The organism is Kribbella sp. NPDC004875 (assembly GCF_042873375.1).
Classification (GTDB): domain Bacteria; phylum Actinomycetota; class Actinomycetes; order Propionibacteriales; family Kribbellaceae; genus Kribbella.
The window spans coordinates 1-24,807 of record NZ_JBIALI010000001.1 but is presented as its reverse complement, the minus strand read 5'-3'; the positions used below and the strand labels follow the sequence as shown (position 1 = coordinate 24,807).

The window sequence follows — 24,807 nt, the reverse complement described above, 5'->3', positions numbered from 1 at the left end:
CTTCGCGCTCACCATTCGGCGAACGAGCCGTCGTCGTGGCGGAAGACGGGGGAGCGCCAGCGGTGCGGCTCCGCGGCCGCCGCGCGGACCACGTCCTCGTTGACCTCGATCCCCAGCCCGGGGCCGGTCGGGCGTGCGACGTGCCCGTCGGTGAAGGCGAAGACCTCCGGGTCGACCAGGTAGTCGAGCAGCGCGTTGCCGCCGCCGTACTCGATGCCGAGGCTCTGTTCCTGGATCAGGAAGTTCGGGATGGCGAAGTCGATCTGCAGGCTCGCGGCCAGCGTGATCGGTCCGAGCGGGCAGTGCGGGGCGACGCTGACGTCGTACATCTCGGCCATCGCGGCGATCCGCCGTACCTCGGAGATGCCGCCCGCGTGCGAGATGTCGGGCTGGGCGACGGCGATTCCCGTGGTCAGGACGTCGCGGAAGTCCCAGCGGGAGAAGAGCCGTTCGCCGGTCGCGATCGGGATGCTGGTCGACTCGGTGATCCGCCGCAGGTCGCGGGAGAATTCCGGGAGCACGGGCTCCTCGATGAACATCGGGAGCAGGGGTTCGAGCAGCGGCAGGATCTGGCGAGTGGCCGTCGTACTGAATCGGCCGTGCAGGTCGAGGGCGATGTCGATGCCGTCACCGAGCGCACCGCGCAGGGCCTCGACCCGGCTCGCTGCCGCTCGCAGCTGTGCGGCCGACGGGATCGGCGGCAGCGCCTCGGACAGGTTGAGCTTGAGGGCGGTGAAGCCCTTCGCCACCTTCGCCTGGGCCTGGTCGACCAGCTCCGCGTTGTCGCGGCCGTGCACCCAGGTGTACATCCGGGCCCGCTCACGCACCGGCCCGCCGAGCAGTTCGTGCACCGGTACGCCGTGGTACCGCCCCTTGATGTCCCACAACGCCTGGTCGATCCCGGCCAGCGCGCTCGAGAGAACCGGCCCACCACGGTAGAACCCACCCTTGGCCATCACCTGCCAGTGCTCCTCGACCCGCAGCGGATCGGTGCCGACGAGGTACTCCATCAACGCCGCGACGGCCCCTTGCACGGCTTCGGCACGGCCCTCGACGATCGGCTCCCCCCACCCGCTGATGCCTTCGTCGGTGTCGATCCGCAGGAACTGCCAGCGCGGCGCGACCAGGAACGTCTCGTACCCCAGGATTTTCACGTTTCAACCCTAAGCACGACGAGCCCGGATCCGCGCGGTGCTGTCCAGATGCGGGTCAGATGCGGGTCAGATGCGGGTCAGTCGGCGTCCGGGCCGGCGGGTGTCGGCAGCGCCAGCTTCTCGTCGGGCTTCGCGGACAGTACGTCGTTCACGTACGAGCGGGCCGCTTCCATCGTGTCGACCTCGTGGCCGGCCTGTTCGGACAGGAACCAGCGGTGTTCGAGGACCTCGTGGAACACCTCGGCGGGCTCCAGCTTGCGGCGCAGGTTGCGTGGGACGGACTGCACGACCGGCTCGAAGACCTCGCTCAGCCACTGGTGGGCGACGATCTCCTCGTCCTCGTTCTGCTGGTCGGTGGCGGCGGCGAACGAGTCCAGGTCGTTCAGCAACCGGCGTGCCTGGTTCTCCTCGACGTCCAGGCCGGTGAGTCGGAGCAGCCGCCGCGAGTGGTGACCGGCGTCGACGACCTTCGGCTGGATGCGGACCTGGCTGCCGTCCCAGTCGGTGATGATGTCGATCTCGGCGACGTCGAAGCCGAGCTCGTTCAGCCGCCGGATCCGCGAGTCCAGCCGGTGCATCTCGTCGTTCGCGAACTCTTCCGGCGCGGTCAGCTCGGCCCACAGCGCCTCGTACCGCTTCTGGATCGACTCGACCGTCTCCTGCGGGTCGATCGACTCGTCGAGCAGACCGCCTTCCTGCAGGTCGAGCAGTTCGCCGAACAGGTTGATCTCCGCGGTGTAGAGGTCGTGCGCCCGCTGACCGTCGGAGATGTCCTGGTGCAGCTCACCGGTCTCGGCGTCCACCAGGTACGCCGCGAACGCGCCGGCATCTCGCCGGAACAAGGTGTTCGACAGCGAGCAGTCACCCCAGAAGAAACCGAGCAGGTGCAGCCGGACGATCAGCGCGACCAGCGCGTCGATCAATCGGTTCACGGTGTCGGGCCGCAGCGTGCTGGAGAACAGCGCGCGGTACGGCAGGGAGAACTGCAGGTGCCGGGTGATCAGGATCGAGTCGATCGGCTCGCCGTTGCGGTCCACCCGGTCGGTGATCACGCCGACCGGTTCGACCGACGGCGCCTCCAGGCGTTCGAGGTCGCGGAGCAGGCGGTACTCGTGCAGCGCGAGATGCTCGAGGACCTCCTTGATCGCGTAGACGCTGCCGTTGACCCGGACGAACCGGACCACGTGCCGCGAGATACCGCGCGGCAGCGCGACCAGCTGGTCCTCGGGCCAGTCCTCCAGCGGGACGTCCCACGGGAGCGACAGCAGACCGGTGTCCGGGCGGGTAGCGACAAATCGGGGCACGGGCACCAGTCTGTCAGCAACCTGACCTCGCAGGGAGCTGATCCGCACCGCGAAACGGCGTACGCAAGCCCTTGCAAATTCTTGCGTTGTGAGGCGTAGAGTTTGCGTCATGACACGACGACTTGCAGAGGTGGCCAAGAAGGTCGGCGTCAGCGAAGCGACCGTGAGCCGGGTCCTGAACGGGAAGCCCGGGGTGTCCGAGGCGACCCGGGAAGCCGTCCTGACCGCTCTCGACGTGCTCGGGTACGAGCGGCCCACGCAGCTCCGCGGTGATCGCGCGCGCCTCGTCGGCCTGGTCCTGCCCGAGTTGCAGAACCCGATCTTCCCGGCGTTCGCCGAGGTGGTCGGGGGCGCGCTCGCGCAGCAAGGTTTCACGTCCCTGCTCTGCACCCGGACGGTCGGCGGCGTGTCCGAGGCCGACTACGTCGACCTGCTTCTGCAGCAGCAGGTGTCGGGTGTGGTGTTCGCCGGCGGTTTCTACGCCCAGGCGGACGCGCCGCACCAGCACTACGAGCTGATCCAGGAGCGGAAGCTGCCGACCGTACTGGTCAACGCGGCGGTCGACCACCTCGGCTTCCCGCAGGTCTCGTCGGACGACCACGTCGCCGCGGAGATGGCGATCGGGCACCTGCGGGCGCTCGGTCACCGCCGGATCGGGATGGTGCTCGGCCCGCGCGACCACATCCCCTCACGCCGGAAACTGGACGCCTTCCTGGCTGCGGAGGAGGCGGATCCGGAGCTCGTCGAGCACACGATGTTCTCCCTCGAGGGCGGGCATGCGGCCGCCACCCGGCTGGTCGGCCGGGGCGTCACCGGCATCGTCTGCGCCAGCGACATCCTTGCCCTCGGCGCCATCCGCGCCGTTCGCCGGGCCGGCCTGAGCGTCCCGGACGACGTCTCGGTGATCGGGTACGACGACTCCGCGATGATGAACTGCACCGACCCGCCGCTGACCACCGTGCGGCAGCCGATCGACGCGATGGGGCGAGCCGCGGTCGACATCCTGGTCGCGCTGATCGAGCGCGCCGTCGTACCCGCCGACGAACTGCTCTTCGAGCCAGAACTCGTCGTCCGCGCCTCCACAGCAAGAGCCCACACCTAGTCCCACGCCCCCCGCCACCCGTCCACCGCCGTCCACCCGCCGGCCGCCCGCCGGCCGTCCGCCGGGGGCGTGGACAGGATCTGGGGCTGTTACACAGGCAATAACCTGTTCAAGCCCACCGCACGCTGGGCACGCACCCCACGTTCGCCAGACTCGCCGGTTCTGGGCACCCCCGAGCAGCCGCTGACCATTCGGTCGGCGGCTGCTGTCGTTTGCTCTCTGGGAGCCAATCTCCCATTCGAAGTCATGTTTTTGCAATCTTAGATCGAAGTATTGCGTCCTTGCGTTCAGTTCCCTACGGTGTCCACACGATCCGAGGGAGAGGGTGGAAATGAGGACAACGCGCCGCGGGCTCAGCCTGCTGCTGGTCGCGGGACTCGGGCTGGTGGCCGCGTCCTGTGGGTCGGACGACGCGAAGAAGTCGTCCGCCGGGGGCTCGGCCGACGGGCCGGTGACGATCACGGTCGGCTGCGAGCCGCCGAAGAGCAACCCGAAGGAGCGCGAGGCCTGGGAGGCGGACGTCGCCGCGTTCCAGAAGCTGCATCCGAGCATCACGGTCCAGGGCAAGGACGCCTTCCCCTGCATCAACCCGGACACGTTCCAGGCGAAGCTCGCCGGCGGGACGCAGGAGGACGTCTTCTACGTCTACTACACCGACGTCCAGAAGATCATCGCGAAGAAGCAGGCCGCCGACATCAGTCAGTACGTCGGCAGCGTGAAGCCGCTGAACGACCTGCGCAAGGACGTGATGAGCGTCTTCAAGGACGGCGACAAGACCTACGGCCTGCCGCGGAACAACTACAACATGGGCCTGGTCTACAACCGGAAGCTGTTCACCCAGGCCGGCCTGGACCCGGCGAACCCGCCGAAGACCTGGGAAGAGGTCCGTGCGGCCGCCAAGAAGATCGCGGCGCTCGGCCCGGGGTACGTCGGATTCGGTGAGTACTCGGCCGGGAACACCGGCGGGTGGCATTTCGCCGCGGAGCTCTACGCGCGTGGTGGATCGATGGTGAGCGACGACGGGAAGACCGCCGCGTTCAACAGCGACGAGGGCAAGGCGGTACTGCAGAACCTGCAGAAGATGCGCTGGGACGACAACTCCATGGGCAGCAAGCAGTTGCTGCAGTGGGAGGACCTGATGCGCATGATGGGTGGCGGCAAGCTCGGCATGATGATCGGTGCGCCGGACGTCGTGCAGTCGGTGAACAACGACTTCAAGGGCAAGTTCGAGGACTACGGCGTGACCGCCGTACCGGAGTCGGAGGGGAAGTCGTCGCTGAGTGGTGGCGACGGGTACATGTTCAACCCGAAGGCGTCGCCGGAGAAGATCAAGGCCGGTCTGCTGTGGCTCGAGTTCCACGAGCTGACGCCGGGGCAGGGGCAGTTCAACTACGAGCGGTCGAAGCAGCAGGGCCGTCCGGTCGGGCTGCCGATCCCGGATCTCTACGGGACGAGTGCTCCCGGCAACCAGATCAACGCGCTCCGGAAGCAGTACGCGACGGTGCCGGTGGACAACTTCACGCCGTACGTCGCCGCGCAGGGCGACATCACCAACAAGCTCGAGCCGCCGAAGGCCCAGGAGCTGTACGCCGTCCTCGACGTGGCGATGTCCGCTGTCCTGACCCGCAAGGACGCCGACATCAACAAGCTCCTCGACGACGCCGAGGCCAAGGCCAACAAGATCCTCGCGAAGAACACCTGATGGTCGACCACACAACCACAAACCCCCGCCGCCCCCGCTCCGCGGGGACGGCGGGAGTGGGCGGGGTGGGGGCGGGGCGGCGGCCTGTGGTGGTGGCCGGCGCTGACGAAAACCCCACCCCCGACGCCGCGGGTGCGCTGCGACGGGCGGTGGGGCGAAACGTCACGGCGTACGGGTTCTTGTGTGCGGCGCTGATCTGTTTCGCGTTGTTCTCGTGGTACCCGATGATCCGCGAAGTGGTGCTGAGTTTTCAGCAGAACAACTTCGTCGACCCGGGGACCTGGGTCGGGTTCGACAATTTCCGGACCGTGATCGCGGACCCGGCGTTCCGCGCCGCGTGGCTGAACACGGCGGCGTTCAGCGGGCTCGCGCTCGTGATCGGGTACGCCGTCCCGTTCGTGCTGGCCGTCGTACTCAACGAGCTGAAACACGCGAAGGCGTACCTGCGCTTCGTCGTGTACCTCCCGGTGATGCTCCCGCCCGCGGTCGCCGTACTGCTGTTCAAATGGTTCTACGACCCAGGCGCCGGCCTCTTCAACCAGGCGCTCGACGTCGTCCACATCCCGCCGCTCAGCTGGCTGGACTCCACGAGTACGGCGCTGATCAGCCTGGTGATCGTCTCGACCTGGATGAACCTCGGCACCGGCACGCTCATCTACCTGGCGGCCTTGCAGGGCATCCCCGGCGATCTCTACGAGTCGGCGGAGCTCGACGGCGCCGGTCTGTTCCGCCGGATCTGGCACGTGACGATCCCGCAGACCAAGCTGATCCTGCTGGTGATGCTGCTCCTGCAGGTCGTCGCGACCATGCAGGACTTCATCGAGCCGTACCTGCTCACCGGCGGCGGCCCGGAGAACGCGACCGTCACGGTCGCCTACCTGATGTACCAGTACGCGTTCAACTTCGGCGACTTCGGCGGCGGCTCCGCCCTCGGCCTGATGCTGATGATCGTGCTGCTGGTCTTCTCCACGATCTACCTGCGGATCTCACGCGAGGAGGACGCCCGATGAGAACGCTGGTGTCCCCGCTCGCGCTGCGCACCCCGCACGGCCGGATCATCTACTGGACGATCCTGGCCGTGACGGTGATCGGCTTCACCGGCGCGTTCGTGTTCCCGCTGTACTGGATGGTGACCGGCGCGCTGAAGTCGCCCGACGAGCTCGCGCAGATCCCGCCGAGCTTCTTCCCGCGACACTTCGGCTTCGGGGTCTACAAGGACGCCTGGGACCAGCTCCAGCTGGGCGTCTTCCTGAAGAACACCGTCCTGTACGCCGGTGGCGCGTGGCTGTTCACGCTCGCGGTCGACGTCACCGCCGCGTACGCGTTGTCGAAGCTGCGCCCGATGTTCGGGAAGCTCGTGCTCGGGGCGATGCTCGCGACGTTGATGATTCCGCCGATGGTGCTCCTGCTGCCGACGTACCTGGTCGCGAAGGACCTGCCGATCTTCCACCTGGACCTGCTGAACACGCCCTGGGCGATCTGGTTGCCGGCGGCAGCGAACGGGTTCTTCGTGTTCCTGCTGAAGCGGTTCTTCGACTCGATCCCGAAGGAGTTGCTGGAGGCCGCGGAGATCGACGGTGCCTCGCCGCTGCGGATCCTCTGGTCGATCGTGCTGCCGGTGTCCCGGCCGATCATCGGCGTGGTGTCGATCCTGTCGGTGGTGACGGTGTGGAAGGACTTCGTCTGGCCGCTGCTGGTGCTGCCGGAGACGGAGAAGATGTCGATCAGTGTCGGCATCGCGTCGCTGTCCGCACAGATGCCGCAGAACGTCCTGATCGCCTCCCTGGTGATCGCCAGCCTGCCCACGATCCTCGTCTTCTTCGTGTTCCAGCGAAGCATCATGGCGGGGCTCACCGCCGGAAGTCTGAAAGGTTAGGGAGATTTGATGGCCGACGAATGGTGGCGGGGCGCTGCGATCTATCAGGTGTACCTGCGGAGTTTCGCGGACGGTGACGACGACGGTGTCGGCGATCTCGCCGGGCTGCGGGCGAAGCTGCCGTACCTGGCCGATCTCGGCATCGACGCGATCTGGCTGAACCCGTGGTACCCGTCCCCGATGGCCGACGGCGGGTACGACGTCGCGGACTACCGCGCGATCGACCCGGCGTTCGGCACCCTCGCCGACGCCGAGGCGTACATCGCGCAGGCGCACACACTCGGCATCCGGACGATCATCGACATCGTCCCGAATCATGGGTCAGACCAACAGGACTGGTTCGTCCAGGCGCTCGCGGCCGGGCCGGGCTCACCCGAGCGCGAACGGTTCCTGTTCCGCCCGGGCCGTGGTGATGGGCCGCCCAACGATTGGCAGTCGATCTTCAACGGCCCCGCCTGGACCCAGGTCGCGGACGGTGAGTGGTACCTGCACCTGTTCGCACCCGAGCAGCCGGACTTCAACTGGCGCAACCCCGAGGTTGTGGAGGAGTTCCACGACATCCTGCGCTTCTGGCTCGACCGTGGCGTCGACGGGATCCGGATCGACAGCGCGGCCGTCCTGTTCAAGGACCTGGACAGCGTCGAGGAGTCGTACACCGATCACGACGAGGTGCACGAGGTGTACCGCGGCTGGCGGCGGATCTCCGACGCGTACGACGGCCGGTTCTTCGTCGGTGAGATGTGGATGCCGGACCAGGAGCGGTTCGCGCGCTACCTGCGGCCGGACGAGATGCAGACCGCGTTCAACTTCGACTTCCTGTCCCGCCCCTGGGAGGCCGCGGAGTTGCGGGCGTCGATCGATCTCACGCTGTCGACCCACGTCCCGATCGGCGCGCCGCCGACCTGGGTACTGTCGAACCATGACGTGACCCGGCCCGTAACGAAGTACGGCCGGCCGGACACGTCCTTCTCGCACCAGGATCGCAAGCACGGTATGCCGACCGATCTGGTCCTCGGTGAACGCCGGGCGCGCGCCGCGGCCCTGCTCGCGATGGCTCTGCCAGGCGGCCTGTATGTCTACCAGGGCGAGGAGCTCGGTCTCCCCGAGGTCGAGGACCTGCCGGACGAGGTACTGCAGGACCCGATCTTCGCCCGCTCGGGAGGTACCGACCGCGGCCGAGATGGTTGCCGAGTGCCCCTACCGTGGTCCGGCCAGGAGCCGCCGTTCGGCTTCGGCAGCGGTACGCCGTGGTTGCCGCAACCCGCCGACTGGAAGAACCTCACGGCCGAGTCCCAGCAGGACGACCAGAACTCGATGCTCACGCTCTACCGCACGGGCCTCCGCCTGCGTCGCGGTCTGCTCGGCGACGGCACGCTCACCTGGCGCGACGCGCCCGCCGACGTACTCGTCTTCGAGCGCGAGAACCTCACCTGCATCACCAACCTGAGCACCGCCCCGGTCGACCTCCCACCCCACGAGGAGGTCCTCCTCACCAGTATTCCCCTGGACGACGGCAGGCTCCCGGCCGACGCCACCGCCTGGATCCGCTGACCTGAGATACCGGCTGAGGACCTTGGACAAGCAATACCTTGTCCAAGGTCCTCATACCCTCAGCTCAGTGCGCGGAAGCGCTTCAGGCGGAGGCTGTTCGAGACCACGAAGACCGAGCTGAACGCCATCGCGGCGCCGGCCAGCATCGGGTTCAGAAGGCCCGCGGCGGCCAGCGGCAGAGCGGCCACGTTGTAGGCGAAGGCCCAGAACAGGTTGCCCTTGATCGTGCGCAGGGTGCTGCGGGACAGGCGGATCGCGTCCGCTGCCGCGCGCAGGTCGCCACGGACCAACGTCAGGTCACTCGCCTCGATCGCCACGTCGGTCCCGGTGCCCATGCTCAGGCCGAGGTCGGCCTGCGCGAGCGCGGCCGCGTCGTTGACGCCGTCACCGACCATCGCGACGACCCGTCCCTCGTCCTGCAGCTTCTTCACCGCGTCGACCTTGCCGGCCGGCAGTACTTCGGCGATCACCTCGTCGATTCCGACCTCGCCGGCCACCTTCGTCGCGACCGCTTCGTTGTCGCCGGTCAGCAGCACCGGCCGCAGTCCCAGCTCTCTAAGCTGACGGATCGCCTCGACGGACGTCGGCTTCACGGTGTCCGCGACGACCAGCACGGCCCGCGCCTCGCCGTCCCAACCGACCGCAACCGCCGTACTGCCCTCGGCCTCGGCGTGCTCCTTCGCATGCGCGAGCTCCTCCGGCAGGTACTGACTCCACTCCTCCAGCAACCGGGTCCGCCCGACGAGTACGGCGTGCCCGTCGACGATCCCCTGCACACCGAGACCCTCGACGTTTCCGAAGTCCTCGACGTCCGGCAACTTCCCGGCCTCGGCCGCCGCTCGGGCGATCGCCGCGGCGATCGGGTGCTCGCTCGAGTGCTCGAGCGCGCCCGCCAATCGCAGTACCTCAGCCCGTTCCTGACCAGGCGCCAGCAGTACGTCGACCAGCTCCATCCGGCCCGTGGTGACGGTGCCCGTCTTGTCCAGTACGACGGTGTCGACGCGCCGCGTGGACTCCAGCACCTCCGGCCCCTTGATCAGGATGCCCAGCTGCGCACCCCGACCGGTCCCGACCATCAACGCCGTCGGCGTGGCCAATCCCAACGCGCACGGGCAGGCGATGATCAGTACGGCGACCGCCGCGGTGAACGCGACCTCCACCGGTGAACCGTTCCCGAGCCAGAAGCCGAGCGTCGCCAGCGCCAGACCGATCACGATCGGCACGAAGATGCCCGACACCTTGTCGGCCAGCCGCTGTACGGCGGCCTTCCCGTTCTGCGCGTCCTCGACCAGCCGCGCCATCTGCGCCAGCTGCGTATCCGCACCGACCCGCGTCGCCCGCACTACCAGTCGACCGCCCGCGTTGACGGTCGCACCAACGACTGGATCACCCGGAGCCACCTCGACCGGCACCGACTCACCGGTCAGCATCGACGCGTCGACCGCGCTGCTCCCGGTCACGATCACGCCGTCGGTGGCGATCTTCTCACCCGGCCGGACGACGAACTCGTCACCCACGACGAGCTGATCGGCCGGGATCCGGGTCTCGGTCCCGTTCCGCAGTACGGCGACATCCTTCGCGCCGAGCTCCAGGAGTGCTCGGAGTGCCGCGCCGGAGCGGCGCTTGGCCCGCGCCTCGAAGTACCGGCCGGCCAGGATGAACGTGGTCACGCCGGCCGCGACCTCGAGGTAGATCTCCTCGGCGCCGCCGCCACGCGACGGGATCAGCGTGAAAGGCATCTTCATGCCGGGCGCACCCGCCGAGCCGATGAACAGCGCGTACAGCGACCAGAGGAACGCGCTCACCACGCCCAGCGAGATCAGCGTGTCCATCGTGGCGGCGCCGTGCCGCAGGTTCGTCCAGGCGGCCTTGTGGAACGGCCACGCCGCCCACGTCACCACCGGGAACGCCAGCGTCAGCGACGCCCACTGCCAGAAGTTGAACTGCAGCGCGGGGATCATCCCGAATGCGATCACCGGCGCCGCGAGCACGATGCTCGCGATCAGCCGCTCCCGCAGGGGTTTCAGCTCGTCCGGCTCCTCGGCGGACTGCTCGACGGCCGGTGTCGGCAGGCTGGCCGTGTAGCCGGTCTTCTCGACCGTTGCGACCAGGTCGTCGGTCGAGACATCCTCCGGATACGTCACCTTCGCCTTCTCGGTGGCGTAGTTGACGGTCGCGACGACGCCGTCCATCCGGTTCAGCTTCTTCTCCACGCGGGCCGCGCAGGAGGCGCACGTCATCCCACCGATGATCAGCTCAACGGACTGGTTGCTCATGTTCGTGTGCCTCCTCTTCGTGGCTCGGCGGGGTGGTCGGTGGGACGATCGCGGTCCCCGTCGAACCGACCTTCACGGTGAACTCGGCGGTGTGGACGGCGCCCGCGTGCTGGAAATCCAGGAACAGGCTGTACGTCGCCGCGGTCGGGAAGGTGGTCATGAACTTGATCGTTGGTCCACCCACCATGTTCGGCTCGGCGTGCTGGGCCGGGTGGTTGTGCAGGTAGGCCAGGTCGCCGCTGCGCAACGAGACCAGGTGCCCGAAGGCGCCGAGGTACGGCTGCAGGTCCTTCACCGGCTTGCCGTCCTTGCTGACCGTGAACGTCAGCTCGCTCTCCTTGCCCGCGACGGGCGTGCCGGCCAGCGTTACGTCGTACCCGTCGATGCTGCTGACAGCGGCCGGGTCGTTCAGCGGGACCGGGATGTAGAGGCCGGACACGTTGACGTCCGTGCCGAGGGTGATGTTCTTGTCCAGGCCGGCGGGCTGGAAGTCGGCGTACAGCCGCCAGGTCCCGCCGGCGGTGAACGTGAACGGGATACTCCACGTGCCGTCGGCCGCCATCGTCGGGTGCACGTGGTGGAACCCGGACAGATCCCGCCGGACCGCGATCAGGTGCAGGTCCTTCTCGTGTGTCTTGGTGTACTTCGTGACCGGCTTGCCGTCCGGTCCCTGAATCGTGAAGCGCAACGCGGTCTTCTGTTCGGCCGTGAAGAACGTCGTCGCCGGTGCGAACGTGTAACCGGCGTCGGACACCGCCAGCCCCGGCAGTTGCCCGCCGGAGTCGTGACCACCATGCGCCGCGGGCTGCTCCATGCCGCCCATCTCCTCTCCGTGGGCAGGGGCCGCGGAGGTGTCGTCGGCCGCCGCGATCGGGTCGACCGCGGAGCCGATGCCGTACGCCGCCCCGAAGGCGAGCGCCAGCGCACCGGCGAACGCGCCGAGCCGGAGCGCGGCGGCCCGGTTCACGACGCCGCCAGTTCGTAACCCGCCTCGTCGACGGCCGCGCGGACGGCGGCCTCGTCGAGCGCGGACTCGCTCGTCACGTGCACCGCCGAGGTGCCACCCGCGACGAGGTCGATCTGCACGTCCTGGACACCGACGAGCTTGCTGATCTCCTCGGTGACGGCGGAGGTGCAGTGCCCGCAGGTCATACCGGAAACGGAGTAGGTCTGGGTGGTCATATGAGTGCTCCTTACTCGTGTTTTCGCAGAACCGTGGTGGTTCGGAAGGCCGTGCTGGTGTGCGAGCCGGGAGGCCCGGTGGCCGGAGGTCAGCTGCGGACGAGGCGGGCGATCGCGTCGGACGCCTCGCGGACCTTCTCCTCGGCCTCGGCGCCACCCTTCTGCGCGGCCTCGACCACGCAGTGCGAGAGGTGCTCGTCGAGCAGCTCCAGCGAGAACGACTGCAACGCCTTCGTAGCCGCGGAGACCTGGGTCAGGATGTCGATGCAGTACTTGTCCTCCTCGACCATCCGCTGCAGCCCACGGATCTGCCCCTCGATCCGCCGCAGCCGCTTCAAGTGGCTGCTCTTCTCGGCGGTGTAACCGTGCACGTGCGCGTCATCGGTGGTCATCTGGCGGTCCTCTTCTCGCGTCCGACTACCCCTCCGGGGTATCTCCACACCGACAAAGTACCCCCTTGGGGTATCGGATGCAAGTCCCGTGGTCATACCAGGTGGGGGTATCTGCGGTCGAGCGTCCCCCGGCCGGCTCGCGCCCGCGAGCGGGCGCCAAGCGCCCCTTTCAGGGGTCGCCCCCTCAGCTGACGGGTTGCCGCCTCGGATTCCGGGGCGGCAACCCACCAGCTGAGGGGGCAGCCCCTGAAAGGGGCGCGTGGGCAGCCGGGGGCCGGGGCCGCCGCGGGGTGTCCTGGGTACCACGCGATGAGCGGCGTCCGCGAGGGATGCGTGGGGCGGACCGGCTGTCGCCGGGGCGTCAGCTAGCGGGGCGTTGCCGACGGCGTCGTGCTGCTCCGATCAGGACGAGGCCGAGCGTGATCGCGGCGGCGGCCGCGCCGATCGCCAGGCCGCGCCGCAGGCCCGGTGGGACGAACGTGCAGTCGACCCGCTTCGCCGTACCCGTCACCGGGACGGCGATCAGCCCGCCGAAGTTGCGCGGTACCGCTGCCTTGCCGCCGTCGACCGAGCAGGTCCAGCCGCTGATCTTGGGTACGGCGACGACCGCCCACCCCGTGCTCCCAGGCCGCAGCGTTGCGTGGATCGCATGCCCACTCGCTTGTACGTCGGTCGCTCCGCCCGCCCGCAGCCGGCGGACCGCCTTGGCCAGCGCCTGATCGTCGAGGCACCCGATGGCGTTGCGCGGCGGGATGCCTTGCGGGGCGTCGCCGAAGTTGACCTCGATCAGCACAACACCGCTCTTCGGGACCGCGCCGAGCCCGATCATCGCGCTGCTGGTGTTGATCCCCGGACGCCGCGTCGAGCTCAGCTCGTGCCACTGTCCACCGGCCAGCCGGGCCCGTCCGCCGACCCGCGGCATGAACAGGTACGCCGAGCTGCCCGGCATACACCGCGCGACCAGTTTCACGTCGCCGGTCGCGAACCGCGTCCCCTTGTACTCCGGGACTTCGTACACCGCGGACCCGAGCAGCCGCTCCTGCGTGGTGTACGCGTTCGGTGCGTTGACGTCGGTGTCGGCCGAGGCCGCGGGCAGCCGGCTGTGGATCGTGACGAGCGGTGGTGCCTGGGTCTTGGTGATCTGCGGTGCGCCGTCGTTGATCAGCCGCATCCGAGCGCCGACCGAGAAGATCGCGTCGGTCACCGGGTTGTCCAGGGTGCGCGAGGCACGCCCGTACCCGGACCAGCCGAAGCCGAGAGCGGTCAGCAGTTGGTTGGTTGAGAACGGCAACAGGCTGCTGTACAACCCCGCGCCCTGCCCACCGAGCAGCATCGGGTCGTTCGGCGTGATCGACGTCCCCGGCTCGGTCCGGTACGTCGGCCAGTCGCCGGCGTCCCGGATCGCGTCGTACCGCGCGGTCTGCTTGTCGTCCCAGGGCGCGGCCGAGGCGCCGAGGATCTTGGAGCGGGCCTCGTCGGTGACGACCGCGGTCCAGGTCGTCTCGACCGCGACAACCGCGAGAACCAGGGCGAACGCGGCGGCGACCGGCCACTTGGCCCGGCGGGTGCCGGGGATCCGGCGCAGCGTCCAAATGGTGCCGAACGCAACCAAGGTCACCGCGGCGGCGACGATCAGAACGGTCAGCCATTGGTCGGTCAGCAACGGGCTGCCGTCGGCCAGGACGGCGATCAGCGCGAGCAGCGCCCCGCCGCCGAGCAGCGCGATCGGGCCCGGAAGTTTGTGCGACACCGACACCCAGGCGGCCGCCACGAGCAGCCCGCAGAGCACGAACGCCTCGCGGTACTGACTGCCGTTCGGGGTGTCGAACGCGTGCCAGAACTCCTGCGTCGGCGCCCACCGGAAGGACAACGCGACGAGGACGGTCGTGATCACCCAGACCGTCCTGGTCAGCCACGGGACGAACTTGTTGAACGGCAGGGTCAGCGCGAGCAGCAGGGCCGCCGTACCGACGTACAGGCTCGCGGTGCGGCCGACGCCCTCGGACAGCGGCAGCAGGCGGGACAGGAACAGGTCCACCGCGGAGGCGTGGAAGATCCCGGACGGCGACGGCGTTGCGGCGTCGTTCGCCGTGATGATCGGTAGCAGGATGGGCGCGACCAAGGCCATGCCGAGCACGAACGAGACGCCGTGCCGTACGACGGCGCGCAGGCGGAGCGACCAGCTCAGGTCACTGGTGAGCAGCCGGGCGAGCAGGTAGATCCCACCCGCGATCGTTGCCATGTAGGCGGTGTAGAAGTTGGACAGCCAGAACAGGCCGACGACCAGCACACTGAGCAGCCGGTTGGTCCGGCGCAGTGACCATTCGGCGACCAGGAAGAACATCGGCAGGGCGATCAGGCCGTCGAGCCACATCGGCACGTACGATCCGTCGTCGAGCGCCCAGCCGCAGACGCCGTACGAAACACCCAGCATCGCGGCAACCCAACGGGGCCCGGGACGCATCTTCATCAGTGTGGCGGCCATCGCGGCCGCGGCCAGACTGAGCTTGAGAGTGGTGATGACGTAGACGGCCAGATCGATCTGGTCACGCGGGAACAGACCCACGAGCAGGGACAATGGGCTGCCCAGATCGACCCCGAGGTCGGCCAGGAAGCCGACGCCGAAGGCGCTCTGCCAGTTGAACAGCAGATCGCCCTGGGCCTGACCGTGCAGGACGTCCCACAGGTGGGCGAAGAAGGGGATGTACTGGGTGCCAAGATCGTTGGTACTGCGGGACAGCGAACCGAAGGGATAGGTACCGCGGATGATTCCGGAGGCGGCGAAGACCGCCGCCACCACGACGGCGGCGACGAGCGCCGGCAGCCAGGCCGAACGCCGCCGGACGGCCGCAGCCCCGGCGCGCGGCACGGCGGGGCTCTCGGGCCCGCCCACAGCGCCGCCTTCGGCGCCGTCCTCGGAAACCATTGGCCGCCCCTTCGTTCCGCTCGTTCGGTCGCCAAAGCTAGCGGGTAGTTCTGGTCTGGACAAGAATCGCATCAGGGTCGGCAGGCGGGGCGGATGGGGACAGCGATGCGGTTGAGTCTGGTGGTGCCGTGTTACAACGAGGTCGAGGTCATCACGCGGTTCCATCAGGCCGTGACCAGCGACCTGACCGCGCTCGGCCGGCCGTACGAGATCGTGTACGTCGACGACGGTAGTGCTGATGGGACGCTCGAGGCGCTCGTCGGGTTGGCAGCCACCGACGAATCGGTCCGCTACCTCTCCTTCAGCCGGAACTTCGGCAAGGAGGCCGCGATGCTGGCCGGTCTGCGGTACGCGACCGGTGACGCGGTGGTGATCATGGACGCGGACCTGCAGCACCCGCCGGAGCTGATCGCCCGGATGATCGCCGAGTACGAGCGTGGTTTCGACCAGGTCATCGCGCGCCGGAACCGGACCGGCGACCCGGCCACCAGGACGCTGTTCGCGCGGGCGTACTACTGGTTGATCAACAAGTGGGCCGACGTCGAGCTGATGGACGGAGTCGGCGACTTCCGTCTGCTGTCCCGGCGCGCGGTCGACGGGCTGCTCGAGCTGAACGAGTACAACCGGTTCTCGAAGGGCCTGTTCGCCTGGATCGGGTTCGAGTCGATCCTGTTCGAGTACGAGAACGTGAAGCCACCGCCGGACCGGAAGAGCCGCTGGACGTTCCGGCGTCTGCTCGAGTACGGGTTCGACGGGCTGCTGTCGTTCAACAACAAGCCGCTGCGGGCCGCGATCTACGTCGGCCTGCTGCTCACCGCGGTCGCCGCCGGGTACGCCGTCTGGGTCCTGGTGGCCGCGATCCTGCACGGGGTCGACATGCCGGGGTACGTCACGCTGATCGCCGCGATCACCGGGCTCGGCGGGCTGCAGATGGTGATGCTCGGCCTGATCGGCGAGTACATCGGGCGGATCTACTACGAGACCAAGAAGCGCCCGCACTACCTGCTGAAGCAGACCAACATGGACCCCGCCGACCGGCTGGAAAAGCCACCGGCCCCGGATGGACGAACCACCCGGGGCCGGTAACAGCTACTGCTGAGGATCAGGCGGTCAGCCGCTCCTCGGTGGAGGTGGAGAACAGGTGCAGCTTCTCCGGGACCGCCGCGAGGCGGACCGTCGAGCCCTTCTCGACCTGCATGCGGGCGTCGATGCGGGCCACGATCTGCTGGCTCTCGCCGTTGTGCTCCGAGGTGCCGTACAGGTACGCGTCCGCGCCGAGCTCCTCGACGACGGCGACCTTCACCGGCAGGCCCTCGTCGGCGACCTTGAAGGCCTCCGGGCGAACGCCGACGGTCAGGGTCTTGTCACTACCGGCCTTGGCCAGCACGTCGCGGCCGATCGGGATCACGTAGTCGCCGACCTTGGCGCCACCGTCGGCGATGTCGGCGGTGATCAGGTTCATCGCCGGCGAGCCGATGAAGCCCGCGACGAACTTGTTCTTCGGGTTGTCGTACAGGTTCAGCGGGGTGTCGACCTGCTGGAGCAGACCGTCCTTGAGGACCGCCACCCGGTCGCCCATCGTCATGGCCTCGACCTGGTCGTGCGTGACGTAGACGGTCGTGACCCCGAGGCGCTGCTGCAGCTCGGCGATCTGGGTACGGGTCTGGACCCGCAGCTTCGCGTCCAGGTTGGACAGCGGCTCGTCCATCAGGAAGACCTGCGGGTTACGGACGATCGCGCGGCCCATCGCGACGCGCTGACGCTGACCACCGGACAGCGCCTTCGGCTTGCGGTCGAGGTACTCCTCCAGGCCGAGCAGCTTGGCGGCCTCGCCGACGCGCTTGGCCCGGTCCTCCTTGGAGACACCCTGCATCTTCAGCGCGAAGCCCATGTTGTCCGCGACCGACATGTGCGGGTAGAGCGCGTAGTTCTGGAACACCATCGCGATGTCCCGCTCCTTCGGCGGACGGTGCGTGACGTCGCGGTCGCCGATGTAGATGGCGCCCTCGTTGACCTCTTCGAGGCCCGCGAGCATCCGGAGCGAGGTGGACTTGCCGCAACCCGACGGGCCGACGAGCACCATGAACTCGCCGTCCTCGATCTCGAGGTTGAGCTTGTCGACGGCGGGAGTGTCGCCACCCGGGTAGATGCGGGTCGCCGCCTTGAACGAAACAGTAGCCATGACTGTGTTTCCCTTCACCGGCAGGAACGTGCCGGACGATCCGAGTAAAGGTTCCCCCGGGCGGGGGAGTCCGCCTATCCTCGCCCGGCCCGCTCGTCCTGACAAGCCTTACCGCGTGTGACGTGTCCATTCTGTTCACGTTGTGGACACCTCTGAGCAGGCTGCAAGTTCTTGCAGGATCTTGCTGAAATGTCAGGCGGGGCTGGGTACAGTGCCGGGCGTGAGCAGCGGCGTTGGTGGTAGGGCACGGCTGGCGGACATCGCGGCCAAGGCGGGGGTCAGTGAGGCGACGGTCTCCCGGGTGCTGAACGGGAAACCGGGGGTCGCGGACGAGACCAGGCAGTCCGTGCTGACCGCGCTCGACGTTCTCGGGTTCGAACGGCCGACCAGGTTGCGGCGCCGGTCCGCGGGGCTGATCGGGCTGGTGATGCCGGAGCTGATCAACCCGATCTTCCCGGCGTTCGCCCAGGTGATCGAGTCGGCGCTGTCGCAACGCGGCTTCACCCCGGTGCTGTGCACGCAGTCCCCGTCGGGCGCGACGGAGGAGGAGTACGTCGAGATGCTGCTCGAACGCGGCGTCTCCGGAATCATCTTTGTCTCCGGCCTGCACGCGGACACCGGCGCGGACCACGACCGGTACCAAGCGCTGGTCGAGCGCCGGCTGCCGGTGGTGTTCGTGAACGGCTGGCTGCCGTCGGTCGAGGCGCCGTTCGTGTCCTCGGACGAGTACGCCGCGATGGAGCTGGCGGTCTCGCATCTCGTTGCCCTCGGCCACCGGCGGATCGGGTTCGCGTCCGGGCCGGAGCGGTTCATCGTCGTGCAACGGAAACTCGCCGGCTACCGGACCTCGATGAAGGCCCAGCTCGGCCTCTCGGACCACGAACTCGAGCCGTGGGTCGCGCTGAGCATGTTCGGGGTGGAAGGTGGCGAAGCGGCCGGCCGGCAGTTGCTGGACGCCGAGGTCACCGCGGTCGTCTGCGGCTCCGACATGATGGCGCTCGGCGTCATCCGGGCCGCCCGGCAGCGCGGGCTCGCCGTACCCGGGGACATCTCCGTCGTCGGCTACGACGACGCCCCGATGATGGAGTTCACCGACCCGCCGATGACCACGATCCGGCAGCCGGTCCAGGCGATGGGCCTAGCCGCGGTCCAGTCCCTCCTCGAAGAGGTCCGCGGCCACGCCACCCCGCACACCGAGTTCCTCTTCCGCCCGGAGCTGGTGGTCCGCGCTTCAACCGGCCCGAGCAACCGGGACGACTGAGGCGGCTGCACTTTGTGCACCCAGTCCGCGCTGCCGGGGCGGTGGGGTGCGCGCTGGGTGCACAAAGTGGGCTCCGGCCCGGAAGCCGTCCCCTGCCGGGCGGCTCCGGGCCGGAGGTTCAGGGGTTACTTGGAGAGGTGGAAGGCGGACTGGGGGAGGCTGGTCTTGCCGTTGGCCCAGAGCGAGTTGACCTTGGAGCGCTCGGTGGCGTCAGGGTTCGGGTTGGTGCAGGACGGGCCGGGGCCGCCGCCGGACATCAGTTCCGAGCAGGGGCCGGAGTAGTGGTCGGGCAGGCCGAGTACGTGGCCGGTCTCGTGCGCGACGATGCGGGTCTTGTCGTACTGCTCGGCCTGCGTGTAGTCGATGAAGACGTACCCGCTGCCGTGCCCGTCGGTCGAGGCGTACGAGCCGCGCGAGTCGTTGCCCTCGGTGTAGTAGAAGTCGTAGTTGCTGCCCTCGACGAGCTTCACGTTGCTCACCGCGGAGTTCCAGATCTGCGTGCTGGACGAGATCTGGGACGCGAACGTCGGCGCGTCGACGGCGTACGTGACGGTCACCGCGGTGACCTTGCGGCCCGACTTCGCCTGCTGCGCCATCTTGGCGCGCGCGGACTTCATCACGGCGTCGTAGAACGCCTTGGTGGCGGCTTCGTCCTGCGGCGACCCGACGTATGCCGCGCGGGTGGCGGCGGTCGAGCGGGTCGAGTCAGGGGCCGGCGCGGCAGTCGAGGGGGACGCTGCCAGCGCGGGAACGGCCAGTGCGGCGGCGGCAAGCCCCGCGAGACTGGCGAAGAAACGGCGATGCGACATGGAGGGCCTCACTCCGAATCGGTGGCGGATAGCGACGGGCGGATTACCGATCGCCACCATCGGATGCTCCCAAGCGCTCCGGATTTCCGCAGCACATCGCGCCAAACCCAGGGGTTAACCCGCGTATCCAGCCGACCGTTCTATGTCGGTCATAGCTGTCCGGTTATGGCTTCGTCAGGAACATCCGCAGGTCCTCGGCGATCTGCTCGGGGTACTCGCCGTTGATCGCATGCGACGCCTCCGGGTAGAAGGCGACCGTCTTCGTCCGCAACGCCTGCTCAGCGGTACGGCGGGCCTTCGCGGGATCGTGCATCACCGAACGACCGGCAATGATCGCGAGCACCGGCATCGAGAGGCCGGCCAACTCGTCCGGCGTGATCCGCCCCGGCTGCGGCTGGCGGATCGTGTAGTTCTTCATGCCGGACTCGATCATGTCGGCGACCGGCACGTGCTCCACCGGCTTACCGCCCGCGGTGTAGGAGTTGAAGCTGTCGCGCCACGATCGCGGCAACCACTTCACCGCGGCCGGTAGCGACCGAAGCACGGTCCCGAGCGGAATCCCGTCGTACACGTTGACGGCGTCGAGGGTGGTGACGGTGGCGATGCGGTCCGGCCGGCGTACGGCGAGGTTGACCGCGGTCCAGCCGCCGATCGAAAGCCCGAGCAGGTTGAACCGCTTCTCCGGAAGGCCGGCCAACGCCTGATCCAGCCAGTGCGCCTTGTCGGCGTCCGACGTGATCGGCTTGGTCTGGACGCTCATCCCGGGCTCGCCGAGCAGGTCGATCGCGTAGACATCGGTGATCGCGAGCAGCGACTCGAGATTGTCGGCCCACACCGGCGTACCCGACGACGTACCGGGAAGCAGGACAAGAGGGTCGCCGCTGCTGCTGCCGGAGAACTTGTACGCGCGGACGACGCCGTACTCCGTGCACAGATCGAGAACCGCGGCCGGCGTGGGCAGGTCGCGCATCGCGGCGTCGTACTTGGAGCGGTAGTCGTCGTACCCACCCGAACTGTTCCAGCGTCCGATCCGATCCATCGCGCTCTCCTAACCGATCGGTAAGTGATCTGACCATACGGTAGGTTGAGGTCATGCCTTCAGCGCGCGGCCGGAATCTGACGTTCACCGAGGAGGCGCGCCGGGCGCAGTTGGTGGACGTCACGATCGCGCTGGTGTCCGAGCGGGGGTACGCCGCGGCGTCGCTCGGGCGGATCGCAGAGAGCGCGGGGATCACCAAGGCGGGTGTGCTGTATCACTTCGCGTCGAAGCGGGCGCTGGTCGAGGCCGCGCACGAGCACGTGCTGACAGCCTTGGTGGCGACGGTCGCCGAGGCCGTGGACGCCGCGGCGCCGGCGGACCGACCGGCGGCGTACATCCGGTCGATGGTCGGCCACCTGCGGGAGCGGCCGCGGCATGTCCGGATGCTCGTCGAGGCGATGACGTCGGTCGGGCCGCTGTCCGACTCGAAAGCGCGTTGGTCGGCTGTCGCGGAGCTGGTGTCCGCGGCGCGGACCGCCCGCGGGCTCACCGACCCGATCGACCTGCGGTCCGCGGCGCTGGTGATCGGCGGTGGCATCGACGCGATCGTGGCCGAGTCGATGCGAGACCCGGCGTACGACGCCGTCGCGGCCGCCGAGCTGCTCGTCGGAGTGGTGGAGCGGGGGTTGCTGGCTTAGGCCGTGTCTGGCAATTCCCCGCCTACTGCGCGGCACTCGGCACGGCACCTCGCTGCACGTGAGCAAAGGCCACGATGCTCCGCATCGAGACCTTCGCTCCCGCGCACCGAGGCACCGTGCCGAGCACCTGCTCGCTACGGCGCGGAATTGCCAGACACGGCCTAGGGACTATGCCTCGCCGGGGATGCCGACGTTGAGGAGGCGGGCGCCGGGGCCGCGGGTGGCGAGGCGGTCTTCCTTGTTGTAGAGGTTGCAGCGCTGGAGGCTGAGGCAGCCGCAACCGATGCAGGTGTCGAGGTCGTCGCGGAGGCGCTCGAGCTCGGCGATCCGCTCGTCGAGGCGGCTGCGCCACGTCTTCGAGAGCTTGCTCCAGTCGGCGCGGGTCGGCGTCCGGTCCTCGGGGAGCGAGTCGAGGGCCTGCTTGATCTCGGCGAGCGCGAGACCGACCCGCTGGGCGGCCTGGACGAACGCGATCCGGCGCAAGGTGCTGCGCTGGTACTGGCGCTGGTTACCGGCCGTACGCCGGGACGCGATCAGCCCCTGGTCCTCGTAGAACCGCAATGCCGACGCCGCCACCCCGGACCGATGCGCGATTTCCCCGATCGAGAGCCAGTGCTCCTTGCTGGGGACGTTCTCCTCACCCATACCGCCACCCTAGAACGGCGTTCCAAAAACTCAACCATGCTTGAAGTGTTCGGAATCGGCGCCGAGAGCACCAGTCGAGTGGGTGGTCTGGTCGCTGTTGCCGCGATGGCCGCAGCGGTTCCGGCGTGGTCAGGAGGGCCGTGACGATCGGTTATACTTTTCTGGTGTCGGTGCGCGCGTCGCGTCACCAGAGATGTTCCCAGGCGCTCCGACCCGTCGGTTTCGGCATCCTGCCGAGGACTCCGGCGACATGGGTGCAACGCGATAGCACCCGCAGGTCGATGCCCGTCTCCTGCTGAGTACGCCCAGTCCGGTCATGTTTTCGTGACCGGCGCTCGCGTGCGGCTGCGATCCGGCAAATCGTCCGTGAATCCGAGAGAGAGTTTGCGTGACCCAGCACCACCAGCACGACTCCGACTCCGCCGACGAGCGGGTCAAGAAGCCCCGGCACAAGAAGCACCAGAACCAGTCCTACGGCGAGCGGATGGCCGCCGAGTCGACGTACGAAGCGCCGCGCACCGACAGCACGCCGGTCAAGGGCTACCGCTCCGAGCAGCCCCGCCCCGACCGCGGTCAGCGGTACGACGAGCGTGGCCGCGACGAACGCCCGCGCTACGAGAACGGCGACCGCAAGCAGTACGGCCGGGACGACCGCCAGTACAACCGCGGCAACCGCGACGACCGTCCCCGCTACAACCGCGACGACCGTCCGAGCTACAACCGTGACGACCGCCCGAACTACAACCGCGACGAGCGGTCGAGCTACAGCCGTGACGAGCGGTCGAAGTACAACCGCGACGAGCGGCCGCGGTACAACTCGAGCGACCGGCCGAGCTACAACCGCGACGAGCGCCCGCGGTACGAGCGGAGCGACCGGGGCGAGCGCTCGTACTCGCGCGGCGACCGCGACGAGCGGCCGCGTTTCGACCGGAACGATCGCGACGGGCGTCCGTCGTACCGGCGCGACGACCGTGCGCAGGACAGTCGCCCCCGCTTCAACCGTGACGACCGGCCGCAGTACGACCGGGACGAGCGGCCGCGATTCAACCGTGACGACCGTTCGTCGTACCGGGGTGACCGTGCGCAGGGTGATCGTGCGCAGGGTGACCGTCCGCGGTTCAACCGCGACGACAAGCCGGCGTACGAGCGCGGCGAGAAGAGCTACCGGCGGGACGACCGCCCGCAGTACAACCGTGACGACCGCCCGCGGTACAACCGCGACGAGCGGACCGACAAGAGTTTCCGGAAGGACGAACGCGTAGTGGAGCAGGAGCCGGTGGACCTCGGAACTGTTGCCGAGGACAATCAGTTCGCGGCGCTCGGTATCGCGCCGCGGCTGGTGCAGCGGCTGGCCCGGGACGGGATCACCGCGCCGTTCCCGATCCAGGCCGCGACCATCCCGGACGCGCTGGCCGGCAAGGACGTGCTCGGCCGCGGTCAGACCGGTTCCGGCAAGACCCTGGGCTTCGGGCTCCCGACGCTGATGCGGCTGGCCGGCGGCCGGACCGAGTCGCGCCGCCCGCGCGGCATGATCCTGGTGCCGACCCGTGAGCTCGCGATGCAGGTGCACGACGCGCTCGAGCCGCTCGCGCACGTGATGAACGTGTCGCTGAAGCTGATCGCCGGCGGTCTGCCGTACCCGAAGCAGATCGACGCGCTGCGGCGCGGTGTCGACCTGCTGATCGCCACCCCGGGCCGGCTGATCGACCTGTGCGAGCAGGGCGCGGCCGACCTCGGCGCGGTGGAGGTCGCGGTCCTCGACGAGGCCGACCACATGTGCGACATGGGCTTCATGCCGGCGGTCACCACGCTGCTCGACATGACGCCGCCGGAGGGCCAGCGGCTGCTGTTCTCGGCGACGCTGGACAACGACGTCGACACGATCGTGAAGACGTACCTGAAGGACCCGGTCACGCACTCGACCGAGTCCGGCCAGGCGACCGTCAGCACGATGGAGCACCACCTGCTGGTGATCGAGCCGGCGCACAAGCAGTCGCTGACCGCGGAGCTGGCCAGCCGTGACGGCCGGACCATCGTGTTCGTCCGGACCAAGCTGGGCGCCGACCGCGTCGCCACCCAGTTGCGGGACCGCGGCGTGATGGCCGCGGCGCTGCACGGCGGCCTGACCCAGGGCGCGCGGAACCGGACGCTCGAGCAGTTCAAGGACGGTTCGGTTCCGGTGCTGGTGGCAACGGACGTCGCGGCTCGCGGCATCCACGTCGACGACGTCGGCCTGGTTGTCCAGGCGGACCCGGCGGCGGACCACAAGGACTACCTGCACCGCGCCGGTCGTACGGCGCGTGCGGGTGGCAAGGGCGCGGTCGTGACGCTCGTCCTGCCGCACCAGCGGCGCGGGATGATCCGGCTGGCCGAGTCCGCCGGTGTCGCGACGGAGCCGGTCCGGGCGCGTCCGGGTGACGGCCTGGTCACCGAGCTGACCGGCGGCAACAAGCCGTCCGGGTACCCGGTGAAGCTGCCGGCCCCGAAGCCGCGCAACAAGGGCGGTCGCGGCCGGTTCGGCAGCACCCGGCCGGGACGTGGCCACGAGGGCCGGGGCGGCAACGGCCCGCGCCGCAGTGGCAACGGCGGCCAGCGTCGTACCGACGGCAGGTCCTACCAGCACTGAGTGGTGCGCTGACACAAGTAGCGGGGGGGGGGGGGGGGGGGGCGGAACGGCAAAGCGCCCCGCCCCCCGCGGAGGTGCATTGATTGAAATGAAACCGGCGCCACCCCCCCCCCCCACCCCCCCGCCGGACGGGCGGGGGGAG

The 24,807-nt window shown here is 68.7% G+C and carries 20 protein-coding genes; 9 read left to right on the top strand and 11 right to left on the bottom strand.

Features of this window, described 5'->3' with window-relative positions; all coding sequences use genetic code 11:
* Positions 1-8 precede the first annotated feature (8 nt).
* Positions 9-1,154 (bottom strand): galactonate dehydratase, encoded by a 1,146-nt coding sequence (gene dgoD / locus ACFYRH_RS00100; protein ID WP_387765578.1) that lies wholly within the window; start codon positions 1,152-1,154, stop codon positions 9-11.
* A gap of 77 nt (positions 1,155-1,231) precedes the next feature.
* Positions 1,232-2,458 (bottom strand): DUF4032 domain-containing protein, encoded by a 1,227-nt coding sequence (locus ACFYRH_RS00095; RefSeq protein WP_387765575.1) that lies wholly within the window; start codon positions 2,456-2,458, stop codon positions 1,232-1,234.
* Positions 2,459-2,567: 109 nt separating this feature from the next.
* Between ACFYRH_RS00095 and ACFYRH_RS00090 the strand changes: the two genes are divergently transcribed.
* From ACFYRH_RS00090 to ACFYRH_RS00070, 5 genes are all read left to right on the top strand, one after another.
* On the top strand, positions 2,568-3,560 hold the full coding sequence (locus tag ACFYRH_RS00090; RefSeq protein WP_387765572.1) for a LacI family DNA-binding transcriptional regulator: 993 nt from the start codon (positions 2,568-2,570) through the stop codon (positions 3,558-3,560).
* Between the two features lie 331 nt (positions 3,561-3,891).
* Positions 3,892-5,262 carry an ABC transporter substrate-binding protein gene (locus tag ACFYRH_RS00085; protein ID WP_387765569.1) on the top strand — a complete coding sequence of 457 codons (1,371 nt, stop codon included), beginning with the start codon at positions 3,892-3,894 and terminating at the stop codon, positions 5,260-5,262.
* Positions 5,263-5,411: 149 nt separating this feature from the next.
* Positions 5,412-6,272 carry a carbohydrate ABC transporter permease gene (locus ACFYRH_RS00080; RefSeq protein ID WP_387765566.1) on the top strand — a complete coding sequence of 287 codons (861 nt, stop codon included), beginning with the start codon at positions 5,412-5,414 and terminating at the stop codon, positions 6,270-6,272.
* Complete coding sequence (locus tag ACFYRH_RS00075; RefSeq protein WP_387765563.1) at positions 6,269-7,138, top strand: carbohydrate ABC transporter permease; 870 nt, start codon at positions 6,269-6,271, stop codon at positions 7,136-7,138. The genes ACFYRH_RS00080 and ACFYRH_RS00075 overlap by 4 nt, the downstream gene beginning before the upstream one ends.
* 9 nt (positions 7,139-7,147) lie before the next feature.
* On the top strand, positions 7,148-8,689 hold the full coding sequence (locus tag ACFYRH_RS00070; RefSeq protein ID WP_387765560.1) for an alpha-amylase family glycosyl hydrolase: 1,542 nt from the start codon (positions 7,148-7,150) through the stop codon (positions 8,687-8,689).
* 59 nt (positions 8,690-8,748) lie between these two features.
* On the opposite strand, the gene ACFYRH_RS00065 is transcribed toward ACFYRH_RS00070, so the two are convergent.
* The 5 genes from ACFYRH_RS00065 to ACFYRH_RS00045 all read right to left on the bottom strand — a co-directional run bounded on the left by ACFYRH_RS00065 (position 8,749) and on the right by ACFYRH_RS00045 (position 15,465).
* A complete protein-coding gene (locus tag ACFYRH_RS00065) occupies positions 8,749-10,965 on the bottom strand; it encodes a heavy metal translocating P-type ATPase (RefSeq protein WP_387765557.1) in 2,217 nt (738 codons plus the stop codon).
* Complete coding sequence (locus ACFYRH_RS00060) at positions 10,946-11,932, bottom strand: hypothetical protein (protein ID WP_387765554.1); 987 nt, start codon at positions 11,930-11,932, stop codon at positions 10,946-10,948. The genes ACFYRH_RS00065 and ACFYRH_RS00060 overlap by 20 nt, the downstream gene beginning before the upstream one ends.
* On the bottom strand, positions 11,929-12,147 hold the full coding sequence (locus ACFYRH_RS00055; protein WP_387765551.1) for a heavy-metal-associated domain-containing protein: 219 nt from the start codon (positions 12,145-12,147) through the stop codon (positions 11,929-11,931). Before ACFYRH_RS00055 ends, ACFYRH_RS00060 begins: the two co-directional genes overlap by 4 nt.
* An 89-nt stretch (positions 12,148-12,236) precedes the next feature.
* Positions 12,237-12,539, bottom strand: coding sequence for a metal-sensitive transcriptional regulator (locus ACFYRH_RS00050; protein ID WP_387765548.1), 303 nt, complete (start codon positions 12,537-12,539; stop codon positions 12,237-12,239).
* Positions 12,540-12,900: 361 nt separating this feature from the next.
* Positions 12,901-15,465: a YfhO family protein gene (locus tag ACFYRH_RS00045; RefSeq protein ID WP_387765545.1), complete on the bottom strand. Its 2,565-nt coding sequence runs from the start codon at positions 15,463-15,465 to the stop codon at positions 12,901-12,903.
* Positions 15,466-15,570: 105 nt separating this feature from the next.
* Here ACFYRH_RS00045 and ACFYRH_RS00040 point away from each other — a divergent pair, with 105 nt between their 5' ends.
* Positions 15,571-16,551: a glycosyltransferase family 2 protein gene (locus tag ACFYRH_RS00040; protein ID WP_387765542.1), complete on the top strand. Its 981-nt coding sequence runs from the start codon at positions 15,571-15,573 to the stop codon at positions 16,549-16,551.
* A gap of 16 nt (positions 16,552-16,567) precedes the next feature.
* Here the strand turns inward: ACFYRH_RS00040 and ACFYRH_RS00035 are convergent, their stop codons facing one another.
* Complete coding sequence (locus ACFYRH_RS00035; protein ID WP_387765539.1) at positions 16,568-17,647, bottom strand: ABC transporter ATP-binding protein; 1,080 nt, start codon at positions 17,645-17,647, stop codon at positions 16,568-16,570.
* A 220-nt stretch (positions 17,648-17,867) separates the two neighbouring features.
* On the opposite strand from ACFYRH_RS00035, the gene ACFYRH_RS00030 reads away from it, so the two are divergent.
* Positions 17,868-18,908: a LacI family DNA-binding transcriptional regulator gene (locus ACFYRH_RS00030; protein WP_387765536.1), complete on the top strand. Its 1,041-nt coding sequence runs from the start codon at positions 17,868-17,870 to the stop codon at positions 18,906-18,908.
* Positions 18,909-19,033: 125 nt separating this feature from the next.
* Here ACFYRH_RS00030 and snpA read toward each other — a convergent pair whose 3' ends face one another.
* Complete coding sequence (gene snpA, locus ACFYRH_RS00025; RefSeq protein ID WP_387765533.1) at positions 19,034-19,717, bottom strand: snapalysin; 684 nt, start codon at positions 19,715-19,717, stop codon at positions 19,034-19,036.
* Positions 19,718-19,880: 163 nt separating this feature from the next.
* The gene (locus tag ACFYRH_RS00020; RefSeq protein ID WP_387765530.1) at positions 19,881-20,756 is read right to left on the bottom strand and encodes an alpha/beta fold hydrolase; all 876 of its coding nucleotides are present in this window, start codon (positions 20,754-20,756) and stop codon (positions 19,881-19,883) included.
* A gap of 53 nt (positions 20,757-20,809) precedes the next feature.
* Between ACFYRH_RS00020 and ACFYRH_RS00015 the strand changes: the two genes are divergently transcribed.
* On the top strand, positions 20,810-21,394 hold the full coding sequence (locus ACFYRH_RS00015; RefSeq protein WP_387765527.1) for a TetR/AcrR family transcriptional regulator: 585 nt from the start codon (positions 20,810-20,812) through the stop codon (positions 21,392-21,394).
* Between the two features lie 168 nt (positions 21,395-21,562).
* Here the strand turns inward: ACFYRH_RS00015 and soxR are convergent, their stop codons facing one another.
* Positions 21,563-22,039, bottom strand: a complete 477-nt coding sequence (soxR, locus tag ACFYRH_RS00010; protein ID WP_387765524.1) for a redox-sensitive transcriptional activator SoxR — start codon at positions 22,037-22,039, stop codon at positions 21,563-21,565.
* A 388-nt stretch (positions 22,040-22,427) separates the two neighbouring features.
* Here soxR and ACFYRH_RS00005 point away from each other — a divergent pair, with 388 nt between their 5' ends.
* The gene (locus ACFYRH_RS00005; protein WP_387765522.1) at positions 22,428-24,665 is read left to right on the top strand and encodes a DEAD/DEAH box helicase; all 2,238 of its coding nucleotides are present in this window, start codon (positions 22,428-22,430) and stop codon (positions 24,663-24,665) included.
* Positions 24,666-24,807 lie beyond the last annotated feature (142 nt).